This is a genomic window from Cupriavidus sp. SHE (assembly GCF_000812445.1).
Taxonomy (GTDB): Bacteria; Pseudomonadota; Gammaproteobacteria; order Burkholderiales; family Burkholderiaceae; genus Cupriavidus; species Cupriavidus metallidurans.
In genome coordinates, this window is the sequence record NZ_JWMB01000011.1 from 45,678 (window position 1) to 66,765 (window position 21,088).

The 21,088-nt window shown below is 64.9% G+C and carries 22 protein-coding genes; 11 read left to right on the top strand and 11 right to left on the bottom strand.

The window, feature by feature from the left end:
* Positions 1–292 precede the first annotated feature (292 nt).
* Both RN01_RS05645 and RN01_RS05650 read left to right on the top strand, forming a co-directional pair.
* Positions 293–670, top strand: a complete 378-nt coding sequence (locus RN01_RS05645; RefSeq protein ID WP_017511040.1) for a hypothetical protein — start codon at positions 293–295, stop codon at positions 668–670.
* Complete coding sequence (locus RN01_RS05650; RefSeq protein ID WP_024570831.1) at positions 667–1,083, top strand: PIN domain-containing protein; 417 nt, start codon at positions 667–669, stop codon at positions 1,081–1,083. Before RN01_RS05645 ends, RN01_RS05650 begins: the two co-directional genes overlap by 4 nt.
* Before the next feature lie 179 nt (positions 1,084–1,262).
* Here RN01_RS05650 and RN01_RS05655 read toward each other — a convergent pair whose 3' ends face one another.
* The 4 genes from RN01_RS05655 to RN01_RS05670 form a co-directional block, all read right to left on the bottom strand.
* Positions 1,263–2,207, bottom strand: a complete 945-nt coding sequence (locus tag RN01_RS05655) for a LysR substrate-binding domain-containing protein (protein ID WP_017511039.1) — start codon at positions 2,205–2,207, stop codon at positions 1,263–1,265.
* A 111-nt stretch (positions 2,208–2,318) separates the two neighbouring features.
* Positions 2,319–3,032 (bottom strand): 4-carboxy-4-hydroxy-2-oxoadipate aldolase/oxaloacetate decarboxylase, encoded by a 714-nt coding sequence (locus tag RN01_RS05660; RefSeq protein WP_017511038.1) that lies wholly within the window; start codon positions 3,030–3,032, stop codon positions 2,319–2,321.
* On the bottom strand, positions 3,029–3,766 hold the full coding sequence (locus RN01_RS05665; RefSeq protein ID WP_011518694.1) for a PIG-L deacetylase family protein: 738 nt from the start codon (positions 3,764–3,766) through the stop codon (positions 3,029–3,031). The genes RN01_RS05660 and RN01_RS05665 overlap by 4 nt, the downstream gene beginning before the upstream one ends.
* 117 nt (positions 3,767–3,883) lie before the next feature.
* Positions 3,884–4,891, bottom strand: coding sequence for a tripartite tricarboxylate transporter substrate binding protein (locus RN01_RS05670; RefSeq protein ID WP_017511037.1), 1,008 nt, complete (start codon positions 4,889–4,891; stop codon positions 3,884–3,886).
* Between the two features lie 100 nt (positions 4,892–4,991).
* Between RN01_RS05670 and RN01_RS05675 the strand changes: the two genes are divergently transcribed.
* Complete coding sequence (locus RN01_RS05675; protein WP_008645058.1) at positions 4,992–5,879, top strand: LysR family transcriptional regulator; 888 nt, start codon at positions 4,992–4,994, stop codon at positions 5,877–5,879.
* A gap of 68 nt (positions 5,880–5,947) precedes the next feature.
* Here RN01_RS05675 and alaC read toward each other — a convergent pair whose 3' ends face one another.
* From alaC to RN01_RS05695, 4 genes are all read right to left on the bottom strand, one after another.
* On the bottom strand, positions 5,948–7,165 hold the full coding sequence (gene alaC, locus RN01_RS05680) for an alanine transaminase (RefSeq protein WP_011518691.1): 1,218 nt from the start codon (positions 7,163–7,165) through the stop codon (positions 5,948–5,950).
* 143 nt (positions 7,166–7,308) lie between these two features.
* Positions 7,309–7,710, bottom strand: coding sequence for a hypothetical protein (locus tag RN01_RS05685; protein ID WP_017511036.1), 402 nt, complete (start codon positions 7,708–7,710; stop codon positions 7,309–7,311).
* 99 nt (positions 7,711–7,809) lie between these two features.
* Complete coding sequence (locus RN01_RS05690) at positions 7,810–8,622, bottom strand: siderophore-interacting protein (RefSeq protein ID WP_017511035.1); 813 nt, start codon at positions 8,620–8,622, stop codon at positions 7,810–7,812.
* Positions 8,619–9,233 carry a PadR family transcriptional regulator gene (locus RN01_RS05695; RefSeq protein WP_017511034.1) on the bottom strand — a complete coding sequence of 205 codons (615 nt, stop codon included), beginning with the start codon at positions 9,231–9,233 and terminating at the stop codon, positions 8,619–8,621. Before RN01_RS05695 ends, RN01_RS05690 begins: the two co-directional genes overlap by 4 nt.
* 294 nt (positions 9,234–9,527) lie before the next feature.
* Between RN01_RS05695 and RN01_RS05700 the strand changes: the two genes are divergently transcribed.
* Both RN01_RS05700 and RN01_RS05705 read left to right on the top strand, forming a co-directional pair.
* Positions 9,528–10,256 (top strand): SDR family oxidoreductase, encoded by a 729-nt coding sequence (locus RN01_RS05700; protein WP_008645067.1) that lies wholly within the window; start codon positions 9,528–9,530, stop codon positions 10,254–10,256.
* A gap of 57 nt (positions 10,257–10,313) precedes the next feature.
* The gene (locus RN01_RS05705) at positions 10,314–10,907 is read left to right on the top strand and encodes a 2-hydroxychromene-2-carboxylate isomerase (protein WP_017511032.1); all 594 of its coding nucleotides are present in this window, start codon (positions 10,314–10,316) and stop codon (positions 10,905–10,907) included.
* Positions 10,908–10,956: 49 nt separating this feature from the next.
* On the opposite strand, the gene RN01_RS05710 is transcribed toward RN01_RS05705, so the two are convergent.
* Entirely contained in the window at positions 10,957–12,504 is a 1,548-nt protein-coding gene (locus RN01_RS05710; protein WP_017511031.1) for a methyl-accepting chemotaxis protein, read from the bottom strand.
* 217 nt (positions 12,505–12,721) lie between these two features.
* Here RN01_RS05710 and RN01_RS05715 point away from each other — a divergent pair, with 217 nt between their 5' ends.
* Positions 12,722–13,870 (top strand): DSD1 family PLP-dependent enzyme, encoded by a 1,149-nt coding sequence (locus RN01_RS05715; protein ID WP_024570833.1) that lies wholly within the window; start codon positions 12,722–12,724, stop codon positions 13,868–13,870.
* 25 nt (positions 13,871–13,895) lie between these two features.
* On the opposite strand, the gene RN01_RS05720 is transcribed toward RN01_RS05715, so the two are convergent.
* Positions 13,896–14,381: a hypothetical protein gene (locus RN01_RS05720; protein WP_017514644.1), complete on the bottom strand. Its 486-nt coding sequence runs from the start codon at positions 14,379–14,381 to the stop codon at positions 13,896–13,898.
* 456 nt (positions 14,382–14,837) lie between these two features.
* Between RN01_RS05720 and RN01_RS05725 the strand changes: the two genes are divergently transcribed.
* The 5 genes from RN01_RS05725 (at position 14,838) to RN01_RS05745 (ending at position 20,303) form a co-directional block, all read left to right on the top strand.
* Entirely contained in the window at positions 14,838–15,056 is a 219-nt protein-coding gene (locus RN01_RS05725; protein WP_017514643.1) for a hypothetical protein, read from the top strand.
* Between the two features lie 51 nt (positions 15,057–15,107).
* A complete protein-coding gene (locus RN01_RS05730; protein WP_024570834.1) occupies positions 15,108–17,252 on the top strand; it encodes a phosphocholine-specific phospholipase C in 2,145 nt (714 codons plus the stop codon).
* A 286-nt stretch (positions 17,253–17,538) separates the two neighbouring features.
* Entirely contained in the window at positions 17,539–18,453 is a 915-nt protein-coding gene (locus RN01_RS05735; protein ID WP_024570835.1) for a LysR substrate-binding domain-containing protein, read from the top strand.
* 45 nt (positions 18,454–18,498) lie between these two features.
* Entirely contained in the window at positions 18,499–19,530 is a 1,032-nt protein-coding gene (locus RN01_RS05740; RefSeq protein WP_024570836.1) for a M14 family zinc carboxypeptidase, read from the top strand.
* Positions 19,527–20,303, top strand: a complete 777-nt coding sequence (locus RN01_RS05745; protein WP_024570837.1) for an alpha/beta fold hydrolase — start codon at positions 19,527–19,529, stop codon at positions 20,301–20,303. Before RN01_RS05740 ends, RN01_RS05745 begins: the two co-directional genes overlap by 4 nt.
* 46 nt (positions 20,304–20,349) lie before the next feature.
* Here RN01_RS05745 and RN01_RS05750 read toward each other — a convergent pair whose 3' ends face one another.
* Positions 20,350–20,949, bottom strand: coding sequence for a TetR/AcrR family transcriptional regulator (locus tag RN01_RS05750; protein WP_017512965.1), 600 nt, complete (start codon positions 20,947–20,949; stop codon positions 20,350–20,352).
* Between the last annotated feature and the right edge of the window lie 139 nt (positions 20,950–21,088).

Consider the following 21,088-nt stretch of genomic DNA (forward strand, 5'->3'; position numbering starts at 1 on the left):
GGGGGTGGGGGTGGAAATTGACACGCCTTTCTGAGCCTTCCTGGAGTCTGTCCGGGACTGTAGCCGCCCGCTCCGGGCCTGCTAACCCGTTGACTGGCATGGGGGTATCACGATTTGTGATGGGGCAACCAAGCTGGGCCCGAGGCGGGAAACAGAGGGCGGAGGTTCGCGATGAGGCAGCAGGGGCGGCCTTTCAGATCCGTCTCATATCCATCCCGGCGGCGCTAGCCCAGAGTATCGAACAAGGCACCCACGGTGCCGCTCTCTCAACGCTCAAGGAGCCGTTCACATCATGGATGACACCATCGAATTCCGTACTTCCAGGCCAGCCAGCCAGACCGGCACGGAAAGCCCCTGCCCCCATCTGCTGGCATTGCGGGGCTGTATGCGGCACGACGGCCCGTCGCTGACACCCGGGCAGATCGACCTGTTGATCGAAGCCTCCGTCATGGAGGAATTCATGTTCAGCATGGGATGGGACCCTGCCACCGTCGTCAATGCGGGAGACTGGCCGGCTCTTGAGGACATGCCGTACGCCGGAGGATCGGCGAACCCGCTGTTCGGCTGCCTGGCCCAGACCTACCGCAAGCAGGGCGTGGAGTTCTATGTGCCGAACACGGATTTCTTCCGACCACTGGCCGCTGGCCAACCCGGAAGGAGTCAGGGATGATCGGGCTGGACACCTGCGTGCTAGCGCGGCTGATCCTGGACGACGATGCCGTGCAGTCGCCGATCGCCGCCGGTCTGGTCGCCAGTCTGACCTGCCAACGCCCCGGCTACGTGTCGACGGCGGTCATCCTGGAACTGGCATGGCTGATGCAGCGGCGCCGCTCGCGGCCCGAGATCATCCGGGCCATCTATCGCCTGCTCAGGAGCCGGGCGCTGCGGGTCGAGTCCGCTCCGGTCGTCTATCGCGCGTTGTCGATGTTCGCCTCGGGGGGCATCGGTTTCGCCGATTGCCTGATCGACCGTGCCGCGCACGCTGTGGGCTGCGAATACGTCGCCACGTTCGATCGCGCCGCCCGCCACATGCCCGGGTTTCGCGATATCGGGCGCCATCCGTACCCGCTATCCCTCCACTAAGAGGCGCTATCAAAATGAAGCGAAGCGGTTCTGGCTAGGGTGAAGCAGGGGTTTCGGCTCGTATGCGAGCCGCCTGCGGAACGGCATGTGCCTGCGAGCACATGCGCGCCCTGCAAGGGGGCGGCCGCAGACAGTACAAGTGGACTGGCCAAGGCCGCGCAACGACGCCAGAATCATTTTTATAGCGCCTCTAGCAGCCGTGCCCCGCGCCAACCTCCCGATCGCACAAGACCACGCGCCGTATCGGCCAGCACCACCCGCAGCGCCAGCGCAGCGGGTGACAACTCATCGTCCGACAGACTGCAAAGCAGGTTCTGGCGACCTACCTGCGGATCGTCGATATGCGCCAGGTGAAAGCGCGTTTCCGCATCGGGATAGCGCCCCACTGCGGCCCATGGCTGCAGCGTGGTGCCAAAGCCCATGTCGACGGCATCCATCAGCATCGCCAGCGAATCGATCTCCTGCGTGACATGCGGTACAACCTTGGCCCGGGAGAATGCCGCATCGAGCGTGCTGCGCAGACCATGAACACCGGTTGGCATGATCAGCGGCACCTCGGACAGATCGGCCATGGTCAGACGCGTGGGCGGCTCGGCCTTGCCCTGCGGCAGGGCATTGCGGGACTGAATCAGGAAGAGCGTTTCCTCGAGCAGCGGCATGACCGTCCAGCGCCGCGCGGCATGCGTATCGAACAACACGGCCAGATCGAGCTGGCGCGCATTGAGCATCGCGGTCAGGTGTCCCGACAGGCTCTCAACGATATGCAGTCGCACGTCGGGATAGCGCTCGCGCATCGCGCGAATCAGCGGCACACCGATCACCGAGGCCGTGGTCGGCGCCAGCCCGACACTGACCGTGCCGGTCAGCCGCGCCTGATGCGCAGCGCGGCGCGCCTGCTCCGCGTGCCGCAGGGTAAGCTGGGCCTCGTGAAAGAACGCAAGGCCCGCTTCGGTCGGCGTCACGCCGTGTGGCGTCCGGCGCAGCAGGCGCGTGGCCAGTTCGCTCTCGAGCCGGCTGATCTGCTGGCTGACGGCCGATTGCACCATGTCGAGCTCAAGCGCCGCCCGGCTCATGCTGCCGAGTTCGACCACCCGCACGAAGTATTGAAGCTGGCGCAATTCCATCTGTGTCCCCTGGCATCGCTACCGCCGATTCCGGCGGCAACGATCGTCATCTCGTGGGACGTCTTATACCAGATGCGAAACGCGGCGGACCGAGATGCCGGCTCCGGGGTCTCAGGCTTCGTTGGCGCCGCTGTACCAGTCGACAGTCTGATCGAGGTAAACGAGACCCTTCTCAGCCAGACCCGGACGCATGTTGTACATGTCGACGCCCAGCACGCCCGAGGCCAGCTTCGCGCGCTTGCCAGCTTCCAGCGCCTCCCGCTCGGCCGCCTTCGCGGCGATGTCCGCCGCTTGCGGTCGCGCCACGACGACCACACCGTCATCGTCCGCGACAATCACGTCCCCAGGGCGTACCAGCGCGCCGGCACAGACCACCGGTACGTTGACCGCGCCCACGGTCTCCTTGACCGCGCCCTGCGCGGAGATCGCGCGGGACCAGACCGGGAAGCCCATGGCGTTCAGCGTCGACACGTCGCGCACACCGCAGTCGATGATCAGCCCGCGCGCGCCGCGCGCCTTCAGCGATGTTGCCAGCAGATCGCCAAACACGCCGTCTGTGCAGTCGCTCACCAGGCCCACCACCAGCACATCGCCGGGCTGAACCATTTCCACGGCCACGTGGATCATCCAGTTGTCGCCGGGATGCATCAGCGCGGTGACGGCACAGCCCGAGATTGCCGAACCGGACTGGATCGGCCGCAGATATGGCTTCATCAGCCCGGTACGGCGCTGGGCCTCATGCACCGTCGCCACGCCGAACTTGCCAAGCGCTTCGACATCACGCGACTCGGCGCGCAGGATATTGCGATAAGCGACGGTTCTCATGCCAGGACCTCCGAGACTTGCGGGAAAATGCGGGCATAGCCCTCACCATGGGTAATCTTGCGATCGGAATTGCGCGTTGCCTGCGCGCCCCGCTGAAGCGCGACGCGGGTGTAGTACTCCCACAGGTGTTCCTGCGCGGCCATGGTCGTGAACGCGCGCTGCTTCTTCTCCCAGACCGCGGAGATATCGAGCAGCACGTCCGGCTTCCAGTTGCACTGCTCCGGCTGGTGCGGCTCGAACAGGAACACGGGCGGCGCGCCGATCACCGGCACCTCGGGCTTGTAGCCATGCGCCTGGGCGATGATGCGCGCTTCCTGCGCCACGTGAGTGGCCAGTGGATGATCGAAGTTATAGATGTCTTCACGCGAGTGCGTCAGCACCAGTTCCGGGCGAATGTCGCGATAGATGTCGGCGAGTCGCAGCAGCGCCTCGTCGGGCACGCGCAGCGGATAGTCGCCCAGATCGAAGCATTCGAGCGTGCCGCCCAGGATCTCGGCGGCGCGTTCGGCTTCCTCGCGACGCGCGACCTTGACCCGGTCCATCGTCATGCCCGGCTGCCGCCACATCTTCGCGGACTCGCCACGCTCGCCGAACGACAGGCACACGATGCGCACGTGATAACCACGCTCGGCGTAAAGCGCGATGGCACCGCCCGCGCGCCAGACAAAATCAGCGGCGTGGGCGCTGACCACCAGGATGGAAGGCTTTGCAGCCGAGGCTTGTTGTACGGACATGGCAATACGAAAGACGTTTTCGAGAAAATGGGCGCAGTCGGGCGCCCGGATGCGGCCTCGATCAGCCGCTCAGTTGGCCGCTCAATTCGACACTCGGTTGAGCGCTCATTCGGCCGCTCAGTCGGCGGTAATCCCGGCCTTGCGGATCACCCCGGTCCAGGTCGTGGTTTCCGAGCGGATGAACTGGCCGAACTGCTCGGACGTGCCCGAGACGATCGTCACACCGAGCTGACCAAGCTGCTTGCGCACGTCGGCATCGTTCAACGCGGCGTTGGCCGCCGTGTTCAGCGCCTTGACGACCGGCGCGGGCGTCTTGGCGGGCGCAACGAGTCCCCACCAGACCGAGGCGGTGAAGGCGGGCAGCCCTTCCTCCTTCGAGGTCGGGACATTGGGCAGCAACGCCGAACGGCTGGCGCTGGCCACCGCCAGCGGCCGCAACGTGCCGGACTTGATATGGCTGATCACTTCAAGCGGATTGATCGGCATGAACGTCAGGCGTTCGCCGATCAGGTCAGTAATGGCGGGCGCGCCGCCTTTGTATGGAACGTGCAGCACATCGATGCCAGCGGACTCCTTGAGCATTTCGCCTGCAAGGTGGCCCGAGCTGCCATTACCGGCCGAACCGAAGCTGAGCTTGCCCGGTTCCGCCTTGGCCTGGGCGATCAGCCCCTTCATCGACGTGATGCTCGACTTGGCCGGCACGACGACCACCAGCGATGCCTCGCCAATCCGCGCCACTGGCGCGAAATCCGTGGCCGGGTTGAAGCTGAGTTTGTTGAACAGCGCCGCGTTCGTCGCCAGGCTGTTCGATGCCATCATGATCGTATAGCCGTCGGCCGGGGCCTTGGCCACGAAATCCATGCCGATATTGGTGCTGGCGCCGGGGCGGTTATCGACGATGACCGGCTGCTTGAGTTGCTGGCTCATACGCTGGCCAACCGAGCGAGCCACGATATCGACCGCGCCACCCGCCGCATACGGCACGACCAGCCGGATCGGATGGTCGGGATACGCGTCGGCACGGGCCGTCTGGGCGCCGATTGCCAGCGCGGTGGCCAGCATTGCGGCCAGAATCGGGCGGCTCCCGCCCTGCAAAACATGAATACGAGCGAGCCCGCGCAGCATGATGTCTCCAGATGTTATTAATCTCCTGGCACATTCTCGGCGCGGGTCGTGATACTGTCCAATATGTTTTCAGGTGGCTCGTTATTTCGAATTCGTATCAATGGACTTTCGCCAACTTCGCTATTTCGTGGCCGTGGCCGAGGCGCTGAGCTTCAGCGAGGCCGCCCGCCGGCTGCATGTCAGCCAACCGCCGCTCAGCATCCAGATCAAGGCACTGGAAGATGAACTGGGCAGCCCGCTGCTGGAACGGTCGCGCCATCACGTGGCGCTGACGCCGGCCGGAGAACTGTTCCTGGACAAGGCACGGGCGGCACTGGCCAATCTCGACGAAGCGCGTGACGTGGTCAGGCAGGTGGCCTCCGGCGAGGCAGGAGAGATACGCGTGGGATTCACGGCGTCCGTGCCGATGCAGGATGTCTTTCCGCGCGCCGTGCACGCCTTCCGCGAGGCACATCGCCATGCCCGGCTTGAACTGGTCCACATGTCCACCGGCCAGCAACTCCAGCAACTCGAAAGTGGCGAAGTCGACATTGGATTCCTGCGTCCCTCACCGCAGTTCCGGCCACCGGCGCGTATTGAAGTGCGGGAAGTCCTGGCGGACCGTCTGGTGGCGGTGCTACCGGTCGGCCACCCGTTGGCGCGATCGAATGAGCAGACAGAGATCGACATCAGTGAACTGTCCGGCGAGAAGTTCCTGCTATTTCCCCGCGGACTCGGCTGCGGCCTGTTCGACCACGTGACCACACTGTGCAATCGCGCCGGATTCGCGCCGAATGTCGCGCAGGAAGCGCGCGAGGCCACCACGATCATCGGACTGGTAGCCAGTGGTGCCGGGGTGTCGGTGCTACCGGCGATATACGCGCGCACGGGCATCCCCGGCGTGGCATACCGCGCCATCGCCGGGCCCGACGCAGGCAGCCGCATCCTGATGGCGCATCGCGCGGATGCGCTATCGCCGATCATGAAACGGTTCGTGGGGTATTTCTGAGGTTGGGAGTTGCCGATTGCTGGCTCCCCTCTTCCGCTCGCGGAAGAGGGGAAAAAACCAACTGCAGATCAGCCGCCTGGCGCCGTCACCAGCCCATCCGCGCGGAACATCGCCTTGATCCCGCGCACGGCCTGACGGATACGCGATTCGTTCTCGATCAGCGCGAATCGCACGTACTCATCGCCGTAGTCACCAAACCCGATACCGGGGGATACCGATACCTTGGCCTTGGCCAGCAGTTGCTTGGCAAACTCTAGCGACCCGAGCGCGCGATAGGGTTCCGGGATACGGGCCCAGATGTACATCGAAGCCTTCGGAATATCGACTGGCCAGCCCGACTCGATCAGCCCGCGTGCCAGCACGTCGCGGCGCGACTGGTACTGGGCGGCAATTTCCTTCACGCACTGCTGGTCGCCCTCGAGCGCGGCGATCGCCGCCACCTGCAGCGGGGTGAACGTACCGTAGTCGTGATAGCTCTTGATACGCGTCAGCGCGGCCACGAGGTCGGGATTGCCGACCATGAATCCGATCCGCCATCCCGCCATGTTGTAGCTCTTGGACAGCGTGAAGAACTCCACCGCGATGTCCTTCGCGCCCGGCACCTGCATGATCGACGGCGCCTTCCAGCCATCGAAGACGATATCGGCATAAGCCAGGTCGTGCACCACGAAGATGTCGTGCTTGCGCGCCAGCGCAATCACACGTTCGAAGAAATCGAGCTCCACGCAGGCCGCCGTCGGATTGGACGGGAAACCCAGCACGATCATCTTCGGCTTCGGGTAGCTGCCGCGAATCGCGCGTTCCAGTTCGGCGAAGAAGTCGATGCCCGGCGTCAGCGGCACTGAACGGATGTCTGCCCCCGCGATCACCGCGCCATAGATATGGATCGGGTAGCTGGGGTCCGGCACCAGCACGGTGTCGCCACGGTCCAGCGTGGCCAGCATCAGGTGCGCAAGGCCTTCCTTCGAGCCGATCGTGACAATCGCTTCCTTGTCCGGATCGATATCGACGTCATAGCGTTCGCGGTACCAGTGCGAGATCGCGCGACGCAAGCGCGGGATGCCCTTCGACGCCGAATACCCGTGCGTGTCCGGCCGCTGCGCGGCGTCGACGAGCTTGGCCACGATATGCGGCGGCGTGGCGCCATCGGGGTTGCCCATGCTCATGTCGATGATGTCCTCGCCACGGCGGCGGGCGGCCATCTTGAGCTCGGCGGTGATATTGAAAACGTACGGGGGAAGACGATCGATGCGCGCAAAGCGGCGCTTGCCGGAATCGGCAGTCATGTGGAGTCCTTTACGTAAGCGCCCGGAACCGTCCGAGCGACGTCGCGACCGTTGTCTCGGCCGCTGGGGACTGAATTTAGCAAGACGCGCGCAATCGCACAACCAATAAATGGCAAGCGTCGATCAACGCGCGTCGCGCTGCGTTACTGGAACATGCCGCTGGGCGGCTGCGTCGGACGATCCGGAGGAAGATGGCGCACGATGCAATCGAGCGCATCGGCATTGGACTTGGTACCCCCCATCGACCCGGCAATCGCGTCGCGATACTGCGGCACATCGATGCGGCTGTAGTAAAGCCTGGAGGTCTGGTCGAGCCAGTAGACGTAGTCGCTGTCGCTATCGGTGGTGCCGCTGCGCAGCCACTCACCCAGGTTGTGGTTGCCAAGCCGCGTGTCGGCGCACGCATCCTGGATCGTGTTCAGATATTTGTTGAGGCCATGGGCCTCGTAGTTACGCACGGAGTCGGGGGCGCACGCCGCGGTGCCAACAGTGGCGACGATGGCGGCGGCAACGGCGAACAATGGCGACAGGCGAAGGCGCGGCATGGCAGATCCCTGTGTCGATGAGCGTGGCGATTAGTGTATCCGCGCCACGCCCCTGCCGGAGCCTGCGACGAAAAATTTCAGATGTCGCGATTCAACTCTTCAGTCATCGATCGTTTCATGCACCGCCGCATTGCCGCGTTTCCAGTAAGCCGATGCGCGAATACGCGACTTGTCGATGCCGCGCTCGCCCACCAGATACTGGCGCACCTCGCGCATCGCGGCGGCCTCGCCAGCAGCCCAGACGTAGCCTTCGCCCTGCGGCAAACTGAGCCAGCGAAGCGTCGGCGCAAGCTGGCTGCCCTCGGGCCGGCCTTCGCGGTGGACCCAGTGCACTTGCGCATTCGGCCCGGTCGCGAGCGGTATCTGCGCCGAGGCATCCGACACTTCCGCCACCACGATCACACGGGCGTCCGGGCCCAGTTCCTCGATACGACGAGCCATGGCTGGCAGCGCGGTGTCGTCGCCAATCAGCAGATGCCAGTCAAACCCGTGCGGGATCACGAACGAACCGCGTGGGCCGCCCACGCCGAGATACTGGCCCGGCTGCGCTTGCGCCGCCCAGGTGGAAGCTGGCCCGTCGCCATGCAGCACGAACTCGATGTCGAGCTCGCGGGCTGCGTTGTCGTATCCGCGGGGCGTGTAGTCGCGTGTCTCTGGCCGGGGCTGCCCTTCCGGAAAACGGATGCCGTCAGCCCCCACTTCTGGCAACGCAGGCTTTTCCGCACCCGCGGGCGGGAAAAACACCTTGATGTGATCGTCGAACGAGCCGGAGACGAAGTCCGCGAGGTCTTCGCCGCCCAGTGTCACGCGCAGCAACTGCGGCGATACCCGGTGCGTGCGCAACACCTTGAGCAGGCGCATCTTGAGCGGATGGCGGACGCGATCGACTGTCAGATTGCGGTCGTCATTCATGCGTTCTGGTCTCCCGATTCGATGTCATCCGCCGCGCGGTTCAGGATGGCGGCAATCCGGCGCTGCTCGTCGGGAGACGCACCGCTGCGAAGCGCCAGCGCCTGCTTGAGGCGCATCCGCGACGCCACGAACTCGGGCACCCATCCGCCCTGCTCGGGCTCGCGCTGCGGCTCGCCGCGCATGGCCCGGCGCATCCAGTCCATCTTGCGCGCCACGTGCTGCAGCCGTGCCAGCATCTGCTCCAGCCGCTCACGGTTCTCTTCCAGATAGGCGCGGCCGGCGTCTGCCAACTGGTAGCGCTTCTTGTTGCCCTCGGTATCGACCGTTGCGTAGCCGAGATCCTCCAGGAAGGTCAGCGCGGGGTAGACCACGCCCGGGCTCGGCTTGTAGAACCCGCCCGTGCGCGCCTCCAGCGCCTTGATCAGCTCATAGCCGTGCGACGGCTTTTCCTCTAGCAGCGACAGCAACAGCAGTTGCAGATCCTCGGCGCTGAACTTGCGGCCACGGCGCAGGCTTTCGCCATCGAAGCCATCGGAGCCGTCCCAATCGCCACCGCCGCCACCAGACCAGAAGCTGCCGCCTCGGCCCATCGCATGGATCAGCACGCGCAAGCCAGCGTGACGCTGCCCGCGCCCATGCCCATGCCCACCGTGCCGCCCTTGATGACCTTGGCGACCTTCGCCCCTACCATCAGAACCAAAGCAGTCCCTCATGATTGCACTCCAACAAGTCTTACGATGCATCTTACGATATATATCGTACGATATAAAGTCAAGGACGAATTCTCGGGCGCACGATACGGGAACGTTCCTGTCATAATGCAAGCCACTACGCAAACACCCAGGACACCCAAGGCATTCCACGCAGCACCCTTTCCGCAATTCAACTTGGCAGGAGGAGACACCGTGCCTGAGAAGAAAGCCATCCTCGTCGTCGGCGCCGGCGACGCCACCGGGGGCGCCATCGCCCGCCGCTTTGCCCGCGAGGGTTATGTCGCCTGCGTCACCCGACGCGATGTCGACAAACTCGCGCCACTGGTCGAGCAGATTCGAGCCGAAGGCGGCGAGGCCCATGCCTTTGGCTGCGACGCGCGCAAGGAAGAAGAGACGGTTGCCATGATCGAGCGCATCGAGCGCGATATCGGGCAACTGGAAGTCGCGGTGTTCAATATCGGCGCGAACGTGAATTTCCCGATTCTGGAAACCACCTCGCGCGTCTACTTCAAGGTCTGGGAGATGGCCTGTTTCGCAGGCTTCCTGATGGGCCGCGAAGCCGCGCGCGTCATGGTGCCCCGGCAGCGCGGGTCGATTTTCTTCACCGGCGCCACTGCAAGCACGCGCGGCCGCGAGGGCATGTCGGCATTCTCGGGCGCGAAGCACGCGCTGCGCGCGCTGGCGCAAAGCATGGCACGTGAACTTGGCCCGAAGAACCTCCACGTCGCCCACCTGATCATCGACGCCGCCATCGACACCGCCTTTATCCGCGACAATTTCCCCGACCGCTACGCCACCAGGGCACAGGACGGCATCGTCAATCCGGACCATATCGCGGACACTTACTGGATGCTGCATCAACAGCCACGCGATGCCTGGACCCACGAACTCGATCTGCGTCCCTGGATCGAACACTGGTAATCGCCCTCAAGCCAGCATTGCCAAGAAGCACAAAGCCGGACACAAAGGAGACATGCAATGACGAAGCAGGTGGAATTTTTCTTCGATTTCGGCAGTCCTTACTCGTACCTGGCGTACAAGGAACTGCCTCGCGTGGCGGCGCGTACCGGCGCCACGATCGTGTGGCGGCCGATGCTGCTGGGTGGCGTGTTCAAGGCCACCGGCAACCATAGCCCGGCCGAGATTCCGGCCAAGAGCAAGTGGTCGTCCGGCGATACCGAACGCTGGGCCCGGCGCTACGATGCACCGTTCCGGCACAACCCGTTCTTTCCGGTGAACACACTGGCCCTGATGCGTGGCGCGATCGGCTACCAGCGCAAGGGTGACGCCGAGTTCCACCGCTATGTCGACGCGATCTTCAGCGCGATGTGGGAACACGGCAAGAACCTCAACGACCCGAACGAGATCGGCAAGGTGCTGGTGGCGGCGGGATTCGACCCGCGCGAGGCACTGGCGATGCTCGACGACCCCGAGGTCAAGGCCGAACTCAAGCAGGTGACCGAGGAAGCCGTGGCACGCGGTATCTTCGGCGCGCCAAGCTTCATCGTCGATGGCGAATTGTTCTGGGGCAACGACCGGCTGACGTTCGTCGAGGAACAGCTCGCCGGCTAATGCCACCCGCCCGGGTAAATCCCCCTCGGGCGGCCCCTCAGGCGAACCATCAAGCCGCCAGCTTGAACGTTGTCACGGCGGCGGCAAGCTGGTTGGCCTGGGATTCGAGCGAATCTGCGGCGGCAGCAGCCTGCTCCACCAATGCAGCGTTCTGCTGGTTCACCTGCTCCATCTGCGACACCGCCTCGCTGACCTGCGAGATACCTGAAGACTGTTCGATCGAAGCCGCCGAGATCTCGTTGACGGTATCGGCCAGTCGCCGCACGGCCACCACGATGTCCTCGATTGTGCTGCCGGCCTGCTCTACCTGCGCGCTGCCAGCGCCCACCTTGTCGACGGACGAATCGATCAACGACTTGATCTCCTTGGCGGCCCCTGCGCTGCGCTGAGCCAGCGCGCGCACCTCGCCAGCCACCACCGCGAAGCCGCGACCCTGCTCGCCAGCACGTGCCGCTTCCACGGCGGCATTGAGCGCAAGGATGTTGGTCTGGAATGCGATGCCGTCGATCACGCCGATGATGTCCACGATCTTCTGCGAGCTGGCGTTGATCTCGCTCATCGTCTGCACCACGCCGCGCACCACCTCGCCACCGCGCGACGCCAGATCCGCCGCGTCGCGGGCCAGGCCGCTGGCGCGCGTGGCGCTCTCCGCGTTATTGGCCACCGTCGACGTCAATTCCTCCATGCTGGCGGCAGTCTGCTCCAGCGCCGACGACTGCTGCTCGGTACGCGACGACAGGTCGGTATTGCCCGCGGCAATCTCCTTCGCGCCGGTTGTCACCGCATCGGAGCCCGCCCGCACCTTCGCCACGGTGTCCGTCAGCCCATGCTGCATTCGCGACAGCGCGCGCAGCAACTGTCCGATTTCATTGCGACCGGCTTCGGGCACCTTGATCGTCAGATCGCCGTCCGCCACGCGCATGATCAGGTCGCACGCCTGGTGCAGCGGCGCCACAACCAGCTTGCGCAGCGCCAGATGCACGACCACGATCAGCAGCACCGACGCCACCATGCCGACACACACCAGGATCAGCACCCGGTTGAAACGGGTGCTGATCCTGGCGATCACGGCTTCAGTGTGCTGCGTGGCGAGCGCCTCGAAACGCTCGACATCAGCTGAATACTTCATACCTGTCGCGGTGATGTCCTTGTCATTGATCGCCACGAAGCCATCGGGATCATCCTTACGCAATGCTTCGAGTCCCCGTTGCACAGCGTCATTGTGTGCCCGTGCGACAGCAACCATGCCGTCGCGTGCCGAGGCATCCAGCCCCTCCAGGACAGGCGCGCTGGCAAAGCGTTCCAGCGCATCGGTGGACTTGCGGATCGAACCCTCCGCATTGCCGATTGCCTCGGCGTTGACGCCGCCACCGGCTTTGGCCGAGTTGTACGCACGCGTCAGCGCAGCGCGCGCGCGTGTCATGTCCTTGTAGGCGCTGTTAAGCAACTGCACGTGCGCCGATACCTGATGCATGTCCTCCGCGGACTCGCTGGCTGCGTACAACTGGGTCACGCCCAGCGCGGCGCCAAACACGATCATCAGGCCGAAAATCACCAGGGTCGCCAGCAGGCCGTGGCGGATGCTCAGGTTATTCATGGGGCTCAACAGATAAGGGTGCAAGCCCGCCTTAACGACGTCCTCGCCTGAAGCTTGAGCCTATCCATGGTCTTCATTTGCGATAGATCAAATGCGGGGCTTGCGAGAGGCTTTTGCAGCACTCCCCGGCGACGGTATGGCGGACCGTGCTACGCTGTCTCGCGCATCGTGTGGTACGTATCGCCGGTCCTGTCCCCCAGTCAACCGCCATCTCGCCATGTCCATCGCCTTTGACCTGCCTCCCGCCGCGCGTCCCGGCCAGCCCGTAGACGCCATCGACACACCTTCGCTCGTTGTCGACCTGGAAGTCTTCGCCCGCAACATCAGTCGGATGCAGACCGCGGCCGACGCGGCCGGCGTCAAGCTGCGTCCTCACGCCAAGGCACACAAGTGCCCAGACGTTTCAGTTGCACAGATCGCCCAGGGCGCAGTGGGCATCTGCTGCCAGAAGGTAAGTGAGGCCGTGCCGTTCGCGCGCGCCGGTGTCCACGATATCCACATCAGCAATGAACTCGCCAGCCCGGCCAAGGCGGCGCTGCTGGCCGAACTGGCCCGGCATGCGCGCGTGAGCGTGTGCGTCGACGACGTCGCGCAGATTGACGCACTGGCCAGTGCTGCCTCGGCGGCGGGCAGCGCGGTCGATGTCTTCGTCGAGATCGATGTCGGCCAGGGTCGCTGCGGTGTGCGGGATGCATCCGAGGCGCTGCGGCTCGCGGAGCGCATCGCGAAACACGCGCCACTGAAATTTCGGGGCCTGCAGGCATATCACGGGGGCGTCCAGCATCTGCGCGGCTGGGCCGAGCGTCGTGACGCCACCGCACGGGCTGCCGAGCGCACCGGTAGTGTCATCGCACGCCTCGGCGCAGTCGGCGTGCGCTGTGACGTGGTGACGGGCGGCGGCAGCGGCAGCGTGGAGTTCGACCTGAACAGTGGGGTCTATACCGAAATCCAGCCAGGTTCCTATGTGTTCATGGACGCGGACTACGGCAGCAATGCCTATACCGGCACGCTGCGCTTCGAACATAGCCTCTTCATCGCTACCACGGTCATGAGCGTGGCGGCGGGAGATCGCGTGATTCTGGATGCGGGACTGAAGTCGATGGCGGTCGATTCCGGGCTGCCGTGGATCTGGGCCGATGGCGCGGCGTCGACGACGCTGGACTACGTGGCGGCCAACGATGAGCACGGCATCGTGAAGCCACGTCGCGCCGACACCCCCGAGGCGTTGCCCGCACTGGGCAGCCGCGTCATGCTGGTGCCGGGCCATTGCGACCCGACCCTGAATCTTTATGACGAGATCATCGGCGTCCGGGCCGGCGTGGTGGAATGTGTCTGGCCGATCAGCGCGCGAGGGCTGAGCCGCTGATCACCGGAACTGGAGCGCCCGCCCGCTACGCGAGTTGGGCGGCGATTTCGTTCAGATCGGCCCGCACCCAGATCGCGCCGGTCCAGGCCTCGAAACGGAGTTCCGACAAGGGAATCGGCATCAGCGTGCCAAGCCAGTCGGTCGGCGCCGCGCCGCAGCGCAGTCCGTTGGCCACCATCGTCATGGCCTCGGGCACGTCGATTTCCGCCACACGCGTGACGGTCGGCCACGGCACCAGGCGCACGTCCAGCGCCGACAGGCCGAATCGGTAAAGACCAAATCGGGTATGCAGCGCCCCGCGCGTCAACGTGTGACGCGCCTGACCCAGCCCGTCGTCCTTGCTCGCCGACGGATCCCACTGCTGGTTGCGTGAGAACCAGAGAATCTCCTGCTTGCCCAGGCGCGGCTCCCGCATCAATGCGGCAGCCGGCACGAGACGCCCGGCGCGCGCGATCGCGGCCAGTGGCGTGCCCACCGTGTAGTGCCAGACATAGTCGGGTTGGTTGTTCATGATGCAACTCCTCCAAGCGCCCTGCTCAGTTACCAGACTGGGGGCGGGAAGCCCTGATCACAAGCAAGGTCACGGCTTGTTGCACCCGCAACAAGAATGGGGTCAGACGCGTCCAGCACGGGTGCCACCTCCCTGCAGCCCAGGACTGGCACGGCTTTCAGGGAAACATCGCCAAATTGAAAGCCGAGCCGCTGCGTCAAAATTCGAGGGAAGCGTCTAAAACCATAGCACACGGTTTGGTGCATCGCAGCACAATATTCTGATGATTCAGATAATTTGACAGCTTGCCCGACTGGCCCAAAGCGCAAAAAAGACCGATGCCGTCATCGGAATTCTTGGGCCCGATGTCACTGCGAGGACAACCTGGCTGCTTACGCTGCAAAGCGCATCGCGAGTCACGCGACGCGCCGCTGCAAGACAGCAGCGGCCGGCCATACCCCGCACGAGACACCGACCATGATCGACGCAATCCGCACCATCACCCGGGCCCGCACCCGCGGGTGCCTGGCGGCCCTGCTGCTGTGTGCGACCCTTGCCGCCTGTGGCGGCGATGGCGACGGCAGCACCGGAAACTCCGGCACCACGCCACCCACCGGCACTACGCCCCCCACCGGCACCACGCCCGGCGGCGATACTCCCGATTCCGCCAAGCCGCTCATGAAATGCGCGCCCTGAGCACCGATGGACGCCACCAACAACGACACGCTTGACCAGGGCAGAACCGCTATGAACTCCAGCAGCCGACGCAATTTCCTGAAGATGGCCGGCAGCAGTGCCGCCGCCACCGCCGCGCTTGCCGCATTCCCGCCGGCCATCCGCCGCGCGCTGGCCATTCCGGCCAACAACGCCACCAAATCGATCCGCGACGTCGAGTACGTGGTGATCCTGACGCAGGAGAACCGCTCGTTCGATCACTACTTCGGCACCATGAACGGCGTGCGCGGCTTCAGCGACCGCTTCCCGATCCCGCTGCCGGGCGGCCGCAACGCATTCCAGCAGACCTACGCCAGCAACAACATCAACCGCGTGGTACTGCCGTATCACCTGGACCAGACCGCCGGCAACGCCCAGCGCGTGAGCGGCACGCCTCACAGCCAGCCCGACGCGCAGGCCGCGTGGGATCTCGGCCGCATGAGCGCGTGGCCCACCGCCAAGAAGACCCAGTCAATGGGCTACTACACCGAGCAGGAACTGGGCTTCCAGTACGCGCTGGCCAATGCCTTCACGCTGTGCGACGCCTACCACTGCGGCTTCCACGGTGGCACCAACACGAACCGGCTGTTCCAGTGGACCGGCACCAATGATCCGTTTGGCAAGAACGGCGGCCCGGTGATCGACAACAGCGGCGACTCGCTCGACGCCACCGGCGTCAACTACACCTGGACCACCTATCCGGAACGCCTGCAGGCCGCCGGCGTGACCTGGAAGGTCTACCAGAACATGCCGGACAATTTCACCGACAATCCGCTGGCTGGCTTCAAGCAGTACCGCGCGGCCAACGCGGCGCTGGGCAATGCCGCCAACGGCTCGCCGTACACGCCGTACACGCCGGCCAACGACACGGTGAACCCGCTCTTCAAGGGCATCGGCAACACCATGCCCGATGGCGGCTTCCTGCAGGCACTGCGCGATGACATCGCCGCCGGCACGCTGCCGCAGGTGTCGTGGATCGTCGCGCCGGCGACGTACTCGGAACACCCGGGGCCGTCGAGCCCGGTGCAGGGCGCGTGGTACACGCAGCAGTTGCTCGACGTGCTGACTGCCAACCCCGCGATCTGGAGCCGCACGGTCCTGCTGATCAACTTCGACGAGAACGACGGCTTCTTCGACCACGTGCCGCCGCCGTGCGCCCCCGCGCTCGACGCTACGGGCAACCCCGTCGGCTACACGACGATGGATGCATCGACCGAGTACTACAGCGTCGACAAGACGCCGTTTGGTCCCGGCCCGCGCGTGCCGATGTACGTTGTGTCGCCGTGGAGCCGTGGTGGCTGGGTCAACTCCCAGGCCTTCGATCACACCTCGATCCTGCGCTTCATCGAGCAGCGCTTCGGTGTGGCGGAAACCAACATCAGTGCCTACCGCCGCGCGATCATGGGCGATCTGATGTCGGCGTTCGACTTCGTCAATCCGAATAGCAACACGGCCCTGGCCTTCACGCCGCTGCAGAAGACCGATGCCGACACGCTGCGCGCCGCGCAGGATGCCAAGGCGCAGATTCCCGCGCCGACGGTTGCCGCCCAGTCGATGCCCACCCAGAAGAGCGGCACGCGCCCGTCGCGCGCGCTGCCCTACACGCTGCATACCAGCGGCTTCGAGGACCCGTCCACGAACACGGTCTGGCTGCGTTTCAAGAACGACGGCACCCAGGCTGCGGTATTCCACGTGTACGACCACCTGCATCTGGGCGATGTGCCGCGCCGCTATGCGATCGAGGCGGGCAAGTCCTACGACGCGAAGCTCGACGTGAGCCGCGACAGTGGCCGCTACAACCTCTGGGTGCTTGGCCCGAATGGCTATCACCGCGCGTTCGTCGGCGATATCAGCGCGCAGAAGGCTGCCGGCGGCGGTGCCGCGCCCGAGATTCGTGTGTGCTACGACGAGGCCAACGCCCAGGTCTGGCTCACGCTGATCAACCGCGGCAGCGCGACGTGCACGTTCACGGTCAAGCCGAACGCCTATCGGAACGACGGCCCCTGGACGTTCGAGGTCCCGGCCGGCAAGGAGGTCGATCAACACTGGCCCGTGGGGTCGCAAGGCAACTGGTACGACTTCACGGTCACCACGCAGCAGGGTGGTTTCATGCGCCGCTTCGCCGGCCGGCTGGAGAACGGCACGCATACGGTCTCCGACCCGGCCATGGGCGCCTGACAACGGCTCACGGCAACTGGTCCGGCAGCCTCGCAGTTGCCGGGCCGGTGAGCCGCCCGGCCAGGTAGTCGCTCATCCGGGGATGCCCACGGCATCCCCGGGCCCGATTCCATGTTGAAGTAACGATGCCCCTCGACGTCGGCGCTGTCATCACCTCCCTCGCGCCGTGAAGCTGCATGATGGCCAGCCACCCCCCCGGCACCGGATTGGCCACGCACAGGCCTTCGTCACGCTGTCATATTTCCGCCTTATAGTCGGCAGCTCTCCCGTTTCCGTTTGGAACCCCATGCTTGGCGATCTGCTGATGACCTTCTACGAGGTGGCGCGACAAGGCAGCATCACCACCGCCGCTCGCCAGTTGCGAGTCAGCCAGCCCACGGTCACCGGGCGCATCCGCCAGCTTGAGGAGCTCTACGGCGTGGAGTTGTTTCATCGGCGGGCCAGCCGCGTGGACCTGAGCGATACCGGCGTCGCGCTGATGCCGCTGGCCGAACAGATCGTGCAGCAGGAGAGCAATGCCGACTTCCTGCTGCGCAATGCCGGAAACCTCCGTATGGGCAACCTGCGGATCGGCGCAACTGGCCCCTATTACATACTGCGCAGCGTGGCGGCGTTCCGGCAGCGTTATCCGGCCATCGGCGTCAGCATCCAGATCGGCAACTCCCGGCAAATGCTCGATGCGCTTTTCGAGTACCGCATCGATGCCGCCGTGTCGTCGCATGTAGTCAATGACGATCGCCTGCACCGAGTCAGGCTGGCGGCGGACCCGATGGTGCTGGTAACGCATCCCGCGCACCCGTTCGCACGCCGGCCGCGCGTGGAAGTTTCCGAACTCGCCGCCTGTCACCTGCTCGTGCGCGAACAGGGCTCGATGACGCGAGAGGCCACGGAAAGCGCGCTCCGTGCCGTCGGAGAAGAACTACCGGCGCACACTGTGATCGGGAGCCGCGAGGCCATCTGCGAGGCCATCCGCCACAACCTCGGCGCAAGCGTGATGCCGATGGGTGAAGTGCCACGCGACCCGGCCTTGACGGTGGTGCCGTTCGCCAGCCGCGCACCGGTGATCCACGAATACCTGTACTGCCTCAACAGCCGGCGCGAGACAAGGCTGCTCAGCGCGCTGCTGGACAGCCTGGTACTGCCTGGCGCCGCCTCCGGCCGCCATTGCGAAGTGCCGCCGCCAGCGCCTATATTGAACTGATCCGCCCGTCTTCCAAGCGCCCTCCGCCCCAAACGCCTCCCATCGATGACCGACACGGGCCGCTCCAGCTTTCCCGAGTACGACCAGCTACTCGCGCTGCTGGAACTCGGCGCGCCATGGTTTCGTTCGAAAATCGCCTGCGAGGTGACCGTGCAAGGCCACTCGTTTGCCGTGCACGTGGCCAGTCTGGGCACCGACGCACCAGACGCCCCGGCCATCGGCATCTTTGGCGGCATTCACGGGCTGGAACGCATCGGCACGCAGCTTGTGCTCGATTACATGCGCTCATTGCTGTGTCGTCTTGCCTGGGACGACCTGCTGCATCGCCAGTTGCAGACGGTGCGGCTGATCTTCATGCCGATCGTCAATCCAGGTGGGATGTATGCGGCAACGCGCGCCAATCCGAATGGTGTCGATCTGATGCGCAACGCGCCGCAGGATGCCGATGCCGCCGTGCCGTTCCTGGCCGGTGGGCAGCGTATCGGCGCCTGGCTACCGTGGTATCGCGGCCGGGCGGGCGCGCCAATGGAAGCGGAAAGCCGCGCGATGCTTCACGTGGTGGAAACCGAACTGCTGCCGCGCCCACTGAGCTTCGCCGTCGATTGTCATTCGGGCTACGGCTGGCGCGACAGCATCTGGTTCCCGTACGCGCGCACGCACGCACCAATGTCCCACTTCCCTGAGATGTACCTGCTCAAGACCATGTTCGAACAGGCCCATCCGCATCACGGCTACGCATTCGAGCCGCAGAGCCATCAGTACCTGCTGCACGGCGATCTGTGGGACTTCGCGTATGACCGCGCGCCGCCGCAGAACCTGTTCTTGCCGATGACGCTCGAACTGGGCTCGTGGCTGTGGATCAAGAAGAATCCGCGTCAGATTTTCTCTCGTGCCGGCATTTTCAATCCCATCAAGGCACACCGCACTGCACGGGTCCTGCGCCGGCATGTAAGCCTGTTCGACTTTCTCGGCCGGGTAGCCGTGGCGCCCAATCGCTGGCTGCCGAACGGAGCGCAGCGGGATCACCTGCTGGAGCAGGCGCGCGCGCACTGGCAATATGGACCGCCCATGCCATGAGCGCCTGGATCTTCCTGCGCGGCCTGACCCGTGAATCACGCCATTGGGGCAACCTGCCGGCGTTATGGACATCGCGTGGGCTTGGGCAGCCGCTGCTGATCGACCTGCCCGGCAACGGCACGGCCCACGAAGCCACGGTGCCGGCCAGCGTCGACGGCATGATGGAAGCGGTACGGGCCGCTGCGTATGCATCGGGCGTGCCGGGACCATGGCGCGTGCTGGCGATGTCGCTCGGAGCGATGGTGGCTACCCGATGGGTTCAGGCATGGCCCGATGAACTGGAGGGACTGGTGCTGATCAATACGAGCATGAGGCCCTTCAGCGCGATAACGGAGCGCCTGCAGCCGCTGAACTGGCCCGCGCTGCTCGGCATGGCGCACCACTGGCAAGATCGCGTGCGCTGCGAACGGACCGTGCACCGGCTCACCTGCGAGCGGCTCGATACCCGCGACGCCGACATCGCCGGCTGGGTCGAGATCGCACAAAGCGCGCCGGTCTCGCGCAAGGCGGCATGGCTGCAGTTGCTGGCCGCCGCACGATTTCGCGCCATGACCGCCGCGCCGCCATGTCCGACGCTGATCCTCTCATCCGATGCCGACCGGCTGGTCAATCCGGCCTGCTCGGCGCACCTGGCGGCAGCGTGGCGCTCGGATGGCGTCAGCCATATCCGTCATCCATGGGCAGGACACGATCTGCCGCACGACGATCCACTGTGGCTGTGCGACACAGTGGCCGCCTGGAAGCCGGACAAAAAAATACCGCCGGACGGCTGATGCCCTCCGGCGGATGATATGTCCTGCAGATAGTTCGGTACGCGACTCAGGCGTGCGCTTCGAGCAGCGCCGCGGCGCGCTTGTTGCACAGCGCGCCAAGCAGCGTTTCGGCCGCCGATTCCAGTCGATCCTGGGTGCCGAACAGGCGCGCGGCAATCAGACCGCTCTGCAGCGCCCCGTAGATCACCTGCGCCAGCATGGCGGGCGGCACCGGGTACGGCGTGTCACGCTCTTTCTGGCCGCGCTCAAGCAGCTTCGCCAGCCAGTTTTCGTTGACGTGATAGAAGTCCTTGAGCACCGAGTGCACCGACTCCGGCAGGCTCAGGATCTCGGTCGACAGCATCCCCGCCAGACAAATCTGGTTCGACCCGCAGGTCTGGCGCAACGGCTCCAGGTACTGACGCGCCTGGTCCAGCACGGGCAGGTCGCCGCTGATGCCAGCAAGCCGCTCGCTGATCCGCCGGCTGTACTCCTTGACCGCTTCCAGGATCAGATCGTCCTTCGACGGGAAGTAGTAGTGAATGCTGGAGGTCTTGACGCCCACCAGCTCGGCCAGGTCGCGATAGCTGAAGCCGTTGCATCCGCGTTGGCGGATCAGGATCAGCGTGTGTTCGAGCAGTTGCTCGCGGACAGGTTGCGTTTTCATGGTCGCCACTTTATCTACACGAAGATAGATACACAACCGGGATTTTCCCGGAGCCAACCAGCGGCCATTCAGGCCGGGAACCCGCGACGGAGGTGGCGATTGCGAAACCACGCCACTTTCCGGCCGCCGGGAATCCGGG

Excerpts from the sequence above, each read along its gene's own strand:
- RN01_RS05645 (WP_017511040.1), top strand. The coding sequence starts at position 293 with ATGGATGACACCATCGAATTCCGTACTTCCAGGCCAGCCAGCCAGACC.
- RN01_RS05650 (WP_024570831.1), top strand. The coding sequence starts at position 667 with ATGATCGGGCTGGACACCTGCGTGCTAGCGCGGCTGATCCTGGACGAC.
- RN01_RS05655 (WP_017511039.1), bottom strand. The coding sequence starts at position 2,207 with ATGGAATTGCGCCAGCTTCAATACTTCGTGCGGGTGGTCGAACTCGGC.
- RN01_RS05660 (WP_017511038.1), bottom strand. The coding sequence starts at position 3,032 with ATGAGAACCGTCGCTTATCGCAATATCCTGCGCGCCGAGTCGCGTGAT.
- RN01_RS05665 (WP_011518694.1), bottom strand. The coding sequence starts at position 3,766 with ATGTCCGTACAACAAGCCTCGGCTGCAAAGCCTTCCATCCTGGTGGTC.
- RN01_RS05670 (WP_017511037.1), bottom strand. The coding sequence starts at position 4,891 with ATGCTGCGCGGGCTCGCTCGTATTCATGTTTTGCAGGGCGGGAGCCGC.
- RN01_RS05675 (WP_008645058.1), top strand. The coding sequence starts at position 4,992 with ATGGACTTTCGCCAACTTCGCTATTTCGTGGCCGTGGCCGAGGCGCTG.
- alaC (WP_011518691.1), bottom strand. The coding sequence starts at position 7,165 with ATGACTGCCGATTCCGGCAAGCGCCGCTTTGCGCGCATCGATCGTCTT.
- RN01_RS05685 (WP_017511036.1), bottom strand. The coding sequence starts at position 7,710 with ATGCCGCGCCTTCGCCTGTCGCCATTGTTCGCCGTTGCCGCCGCCATC.
- RN01_RS05690 (WP_017511035.1), bottom strand. The coding sequence starts at position 8,622 with ATGAATGACGACCGCAATCTGACAGTCGATCGCGTCCGCCATCCGCTC.
- RN01_RS05705 (WP_017511032.1), top strand. The coding sequence starts at position 10,314 with ATGACGAAGCAGGTGGAATTTTTCTTCGATTTCGGCAGTCCTTACTCG.
- RN01_RS05710 (WP_017511031.1), bottom strand. The coding sequence starts at position 12,504 with ATGAATAACCTGAGCATCCGCCACGGCCTGCTGGCGACCCTGGTGATT.
- RN01_RS05715 (WP_024570833.1), top strand. The coding sequence starts at position 12,722 with ATGTCCATCGCCTTTGACCTGCCTCCCGCCGCGCGTCCCGGCCAGCCC.
- RN01_RS05720 (WP_017514644.1), bottom strand. The coding sequence starts at position 14,381 with ATGAACAACCAACCCGACTATGTCTGGCACTACACGGTGGGCACGCCA.
- RN01_RS05725 (WP_017514643.1), top strand. The coding sequence starts at position 14,838 with ATGATCGACGCAATCCGCACCATCACCCGGGCCCGCACCCGCGGGTGC.
- RN01_RS05730 (WP_024570834.1), top strand. The coding sequence starts at position 15,108 with ATGAACTCCAGCAGCCGACGCAATTTCCTGAAGATGGCCGGCAGCAGT.
- RN01_RS05735 (WP_024570835.1), top strand. The coding sequence starts at position 17,539 with ATGCTTGGCGATCTGCTGATGACCTTCTACGAGGTGGCGCGACAAGGC.
- RN01_RS05740 (WP_024570836.1), top strand. The coding sequence starts at position 18,499 with ATGACCGACACGGGCCGCTCCAGCTTTCCCGAGTACGACCAGCTACTC.
- RN01_RS05745 (WP_024570837.1), top strand. The coding sequence starts at position 19,527 with ATGAGCGCCTGGATCTTCCTGCGCGGCCTGACCCGTGAATCACGCCAT.
- RN01_RS05750 (WP_017512965.1), bottom strand. The coding sequence starts at position 20,949 with ATGAAAACGCAACCTGTCCGCGAGCAACTGCTCGAACACACGCTGATC.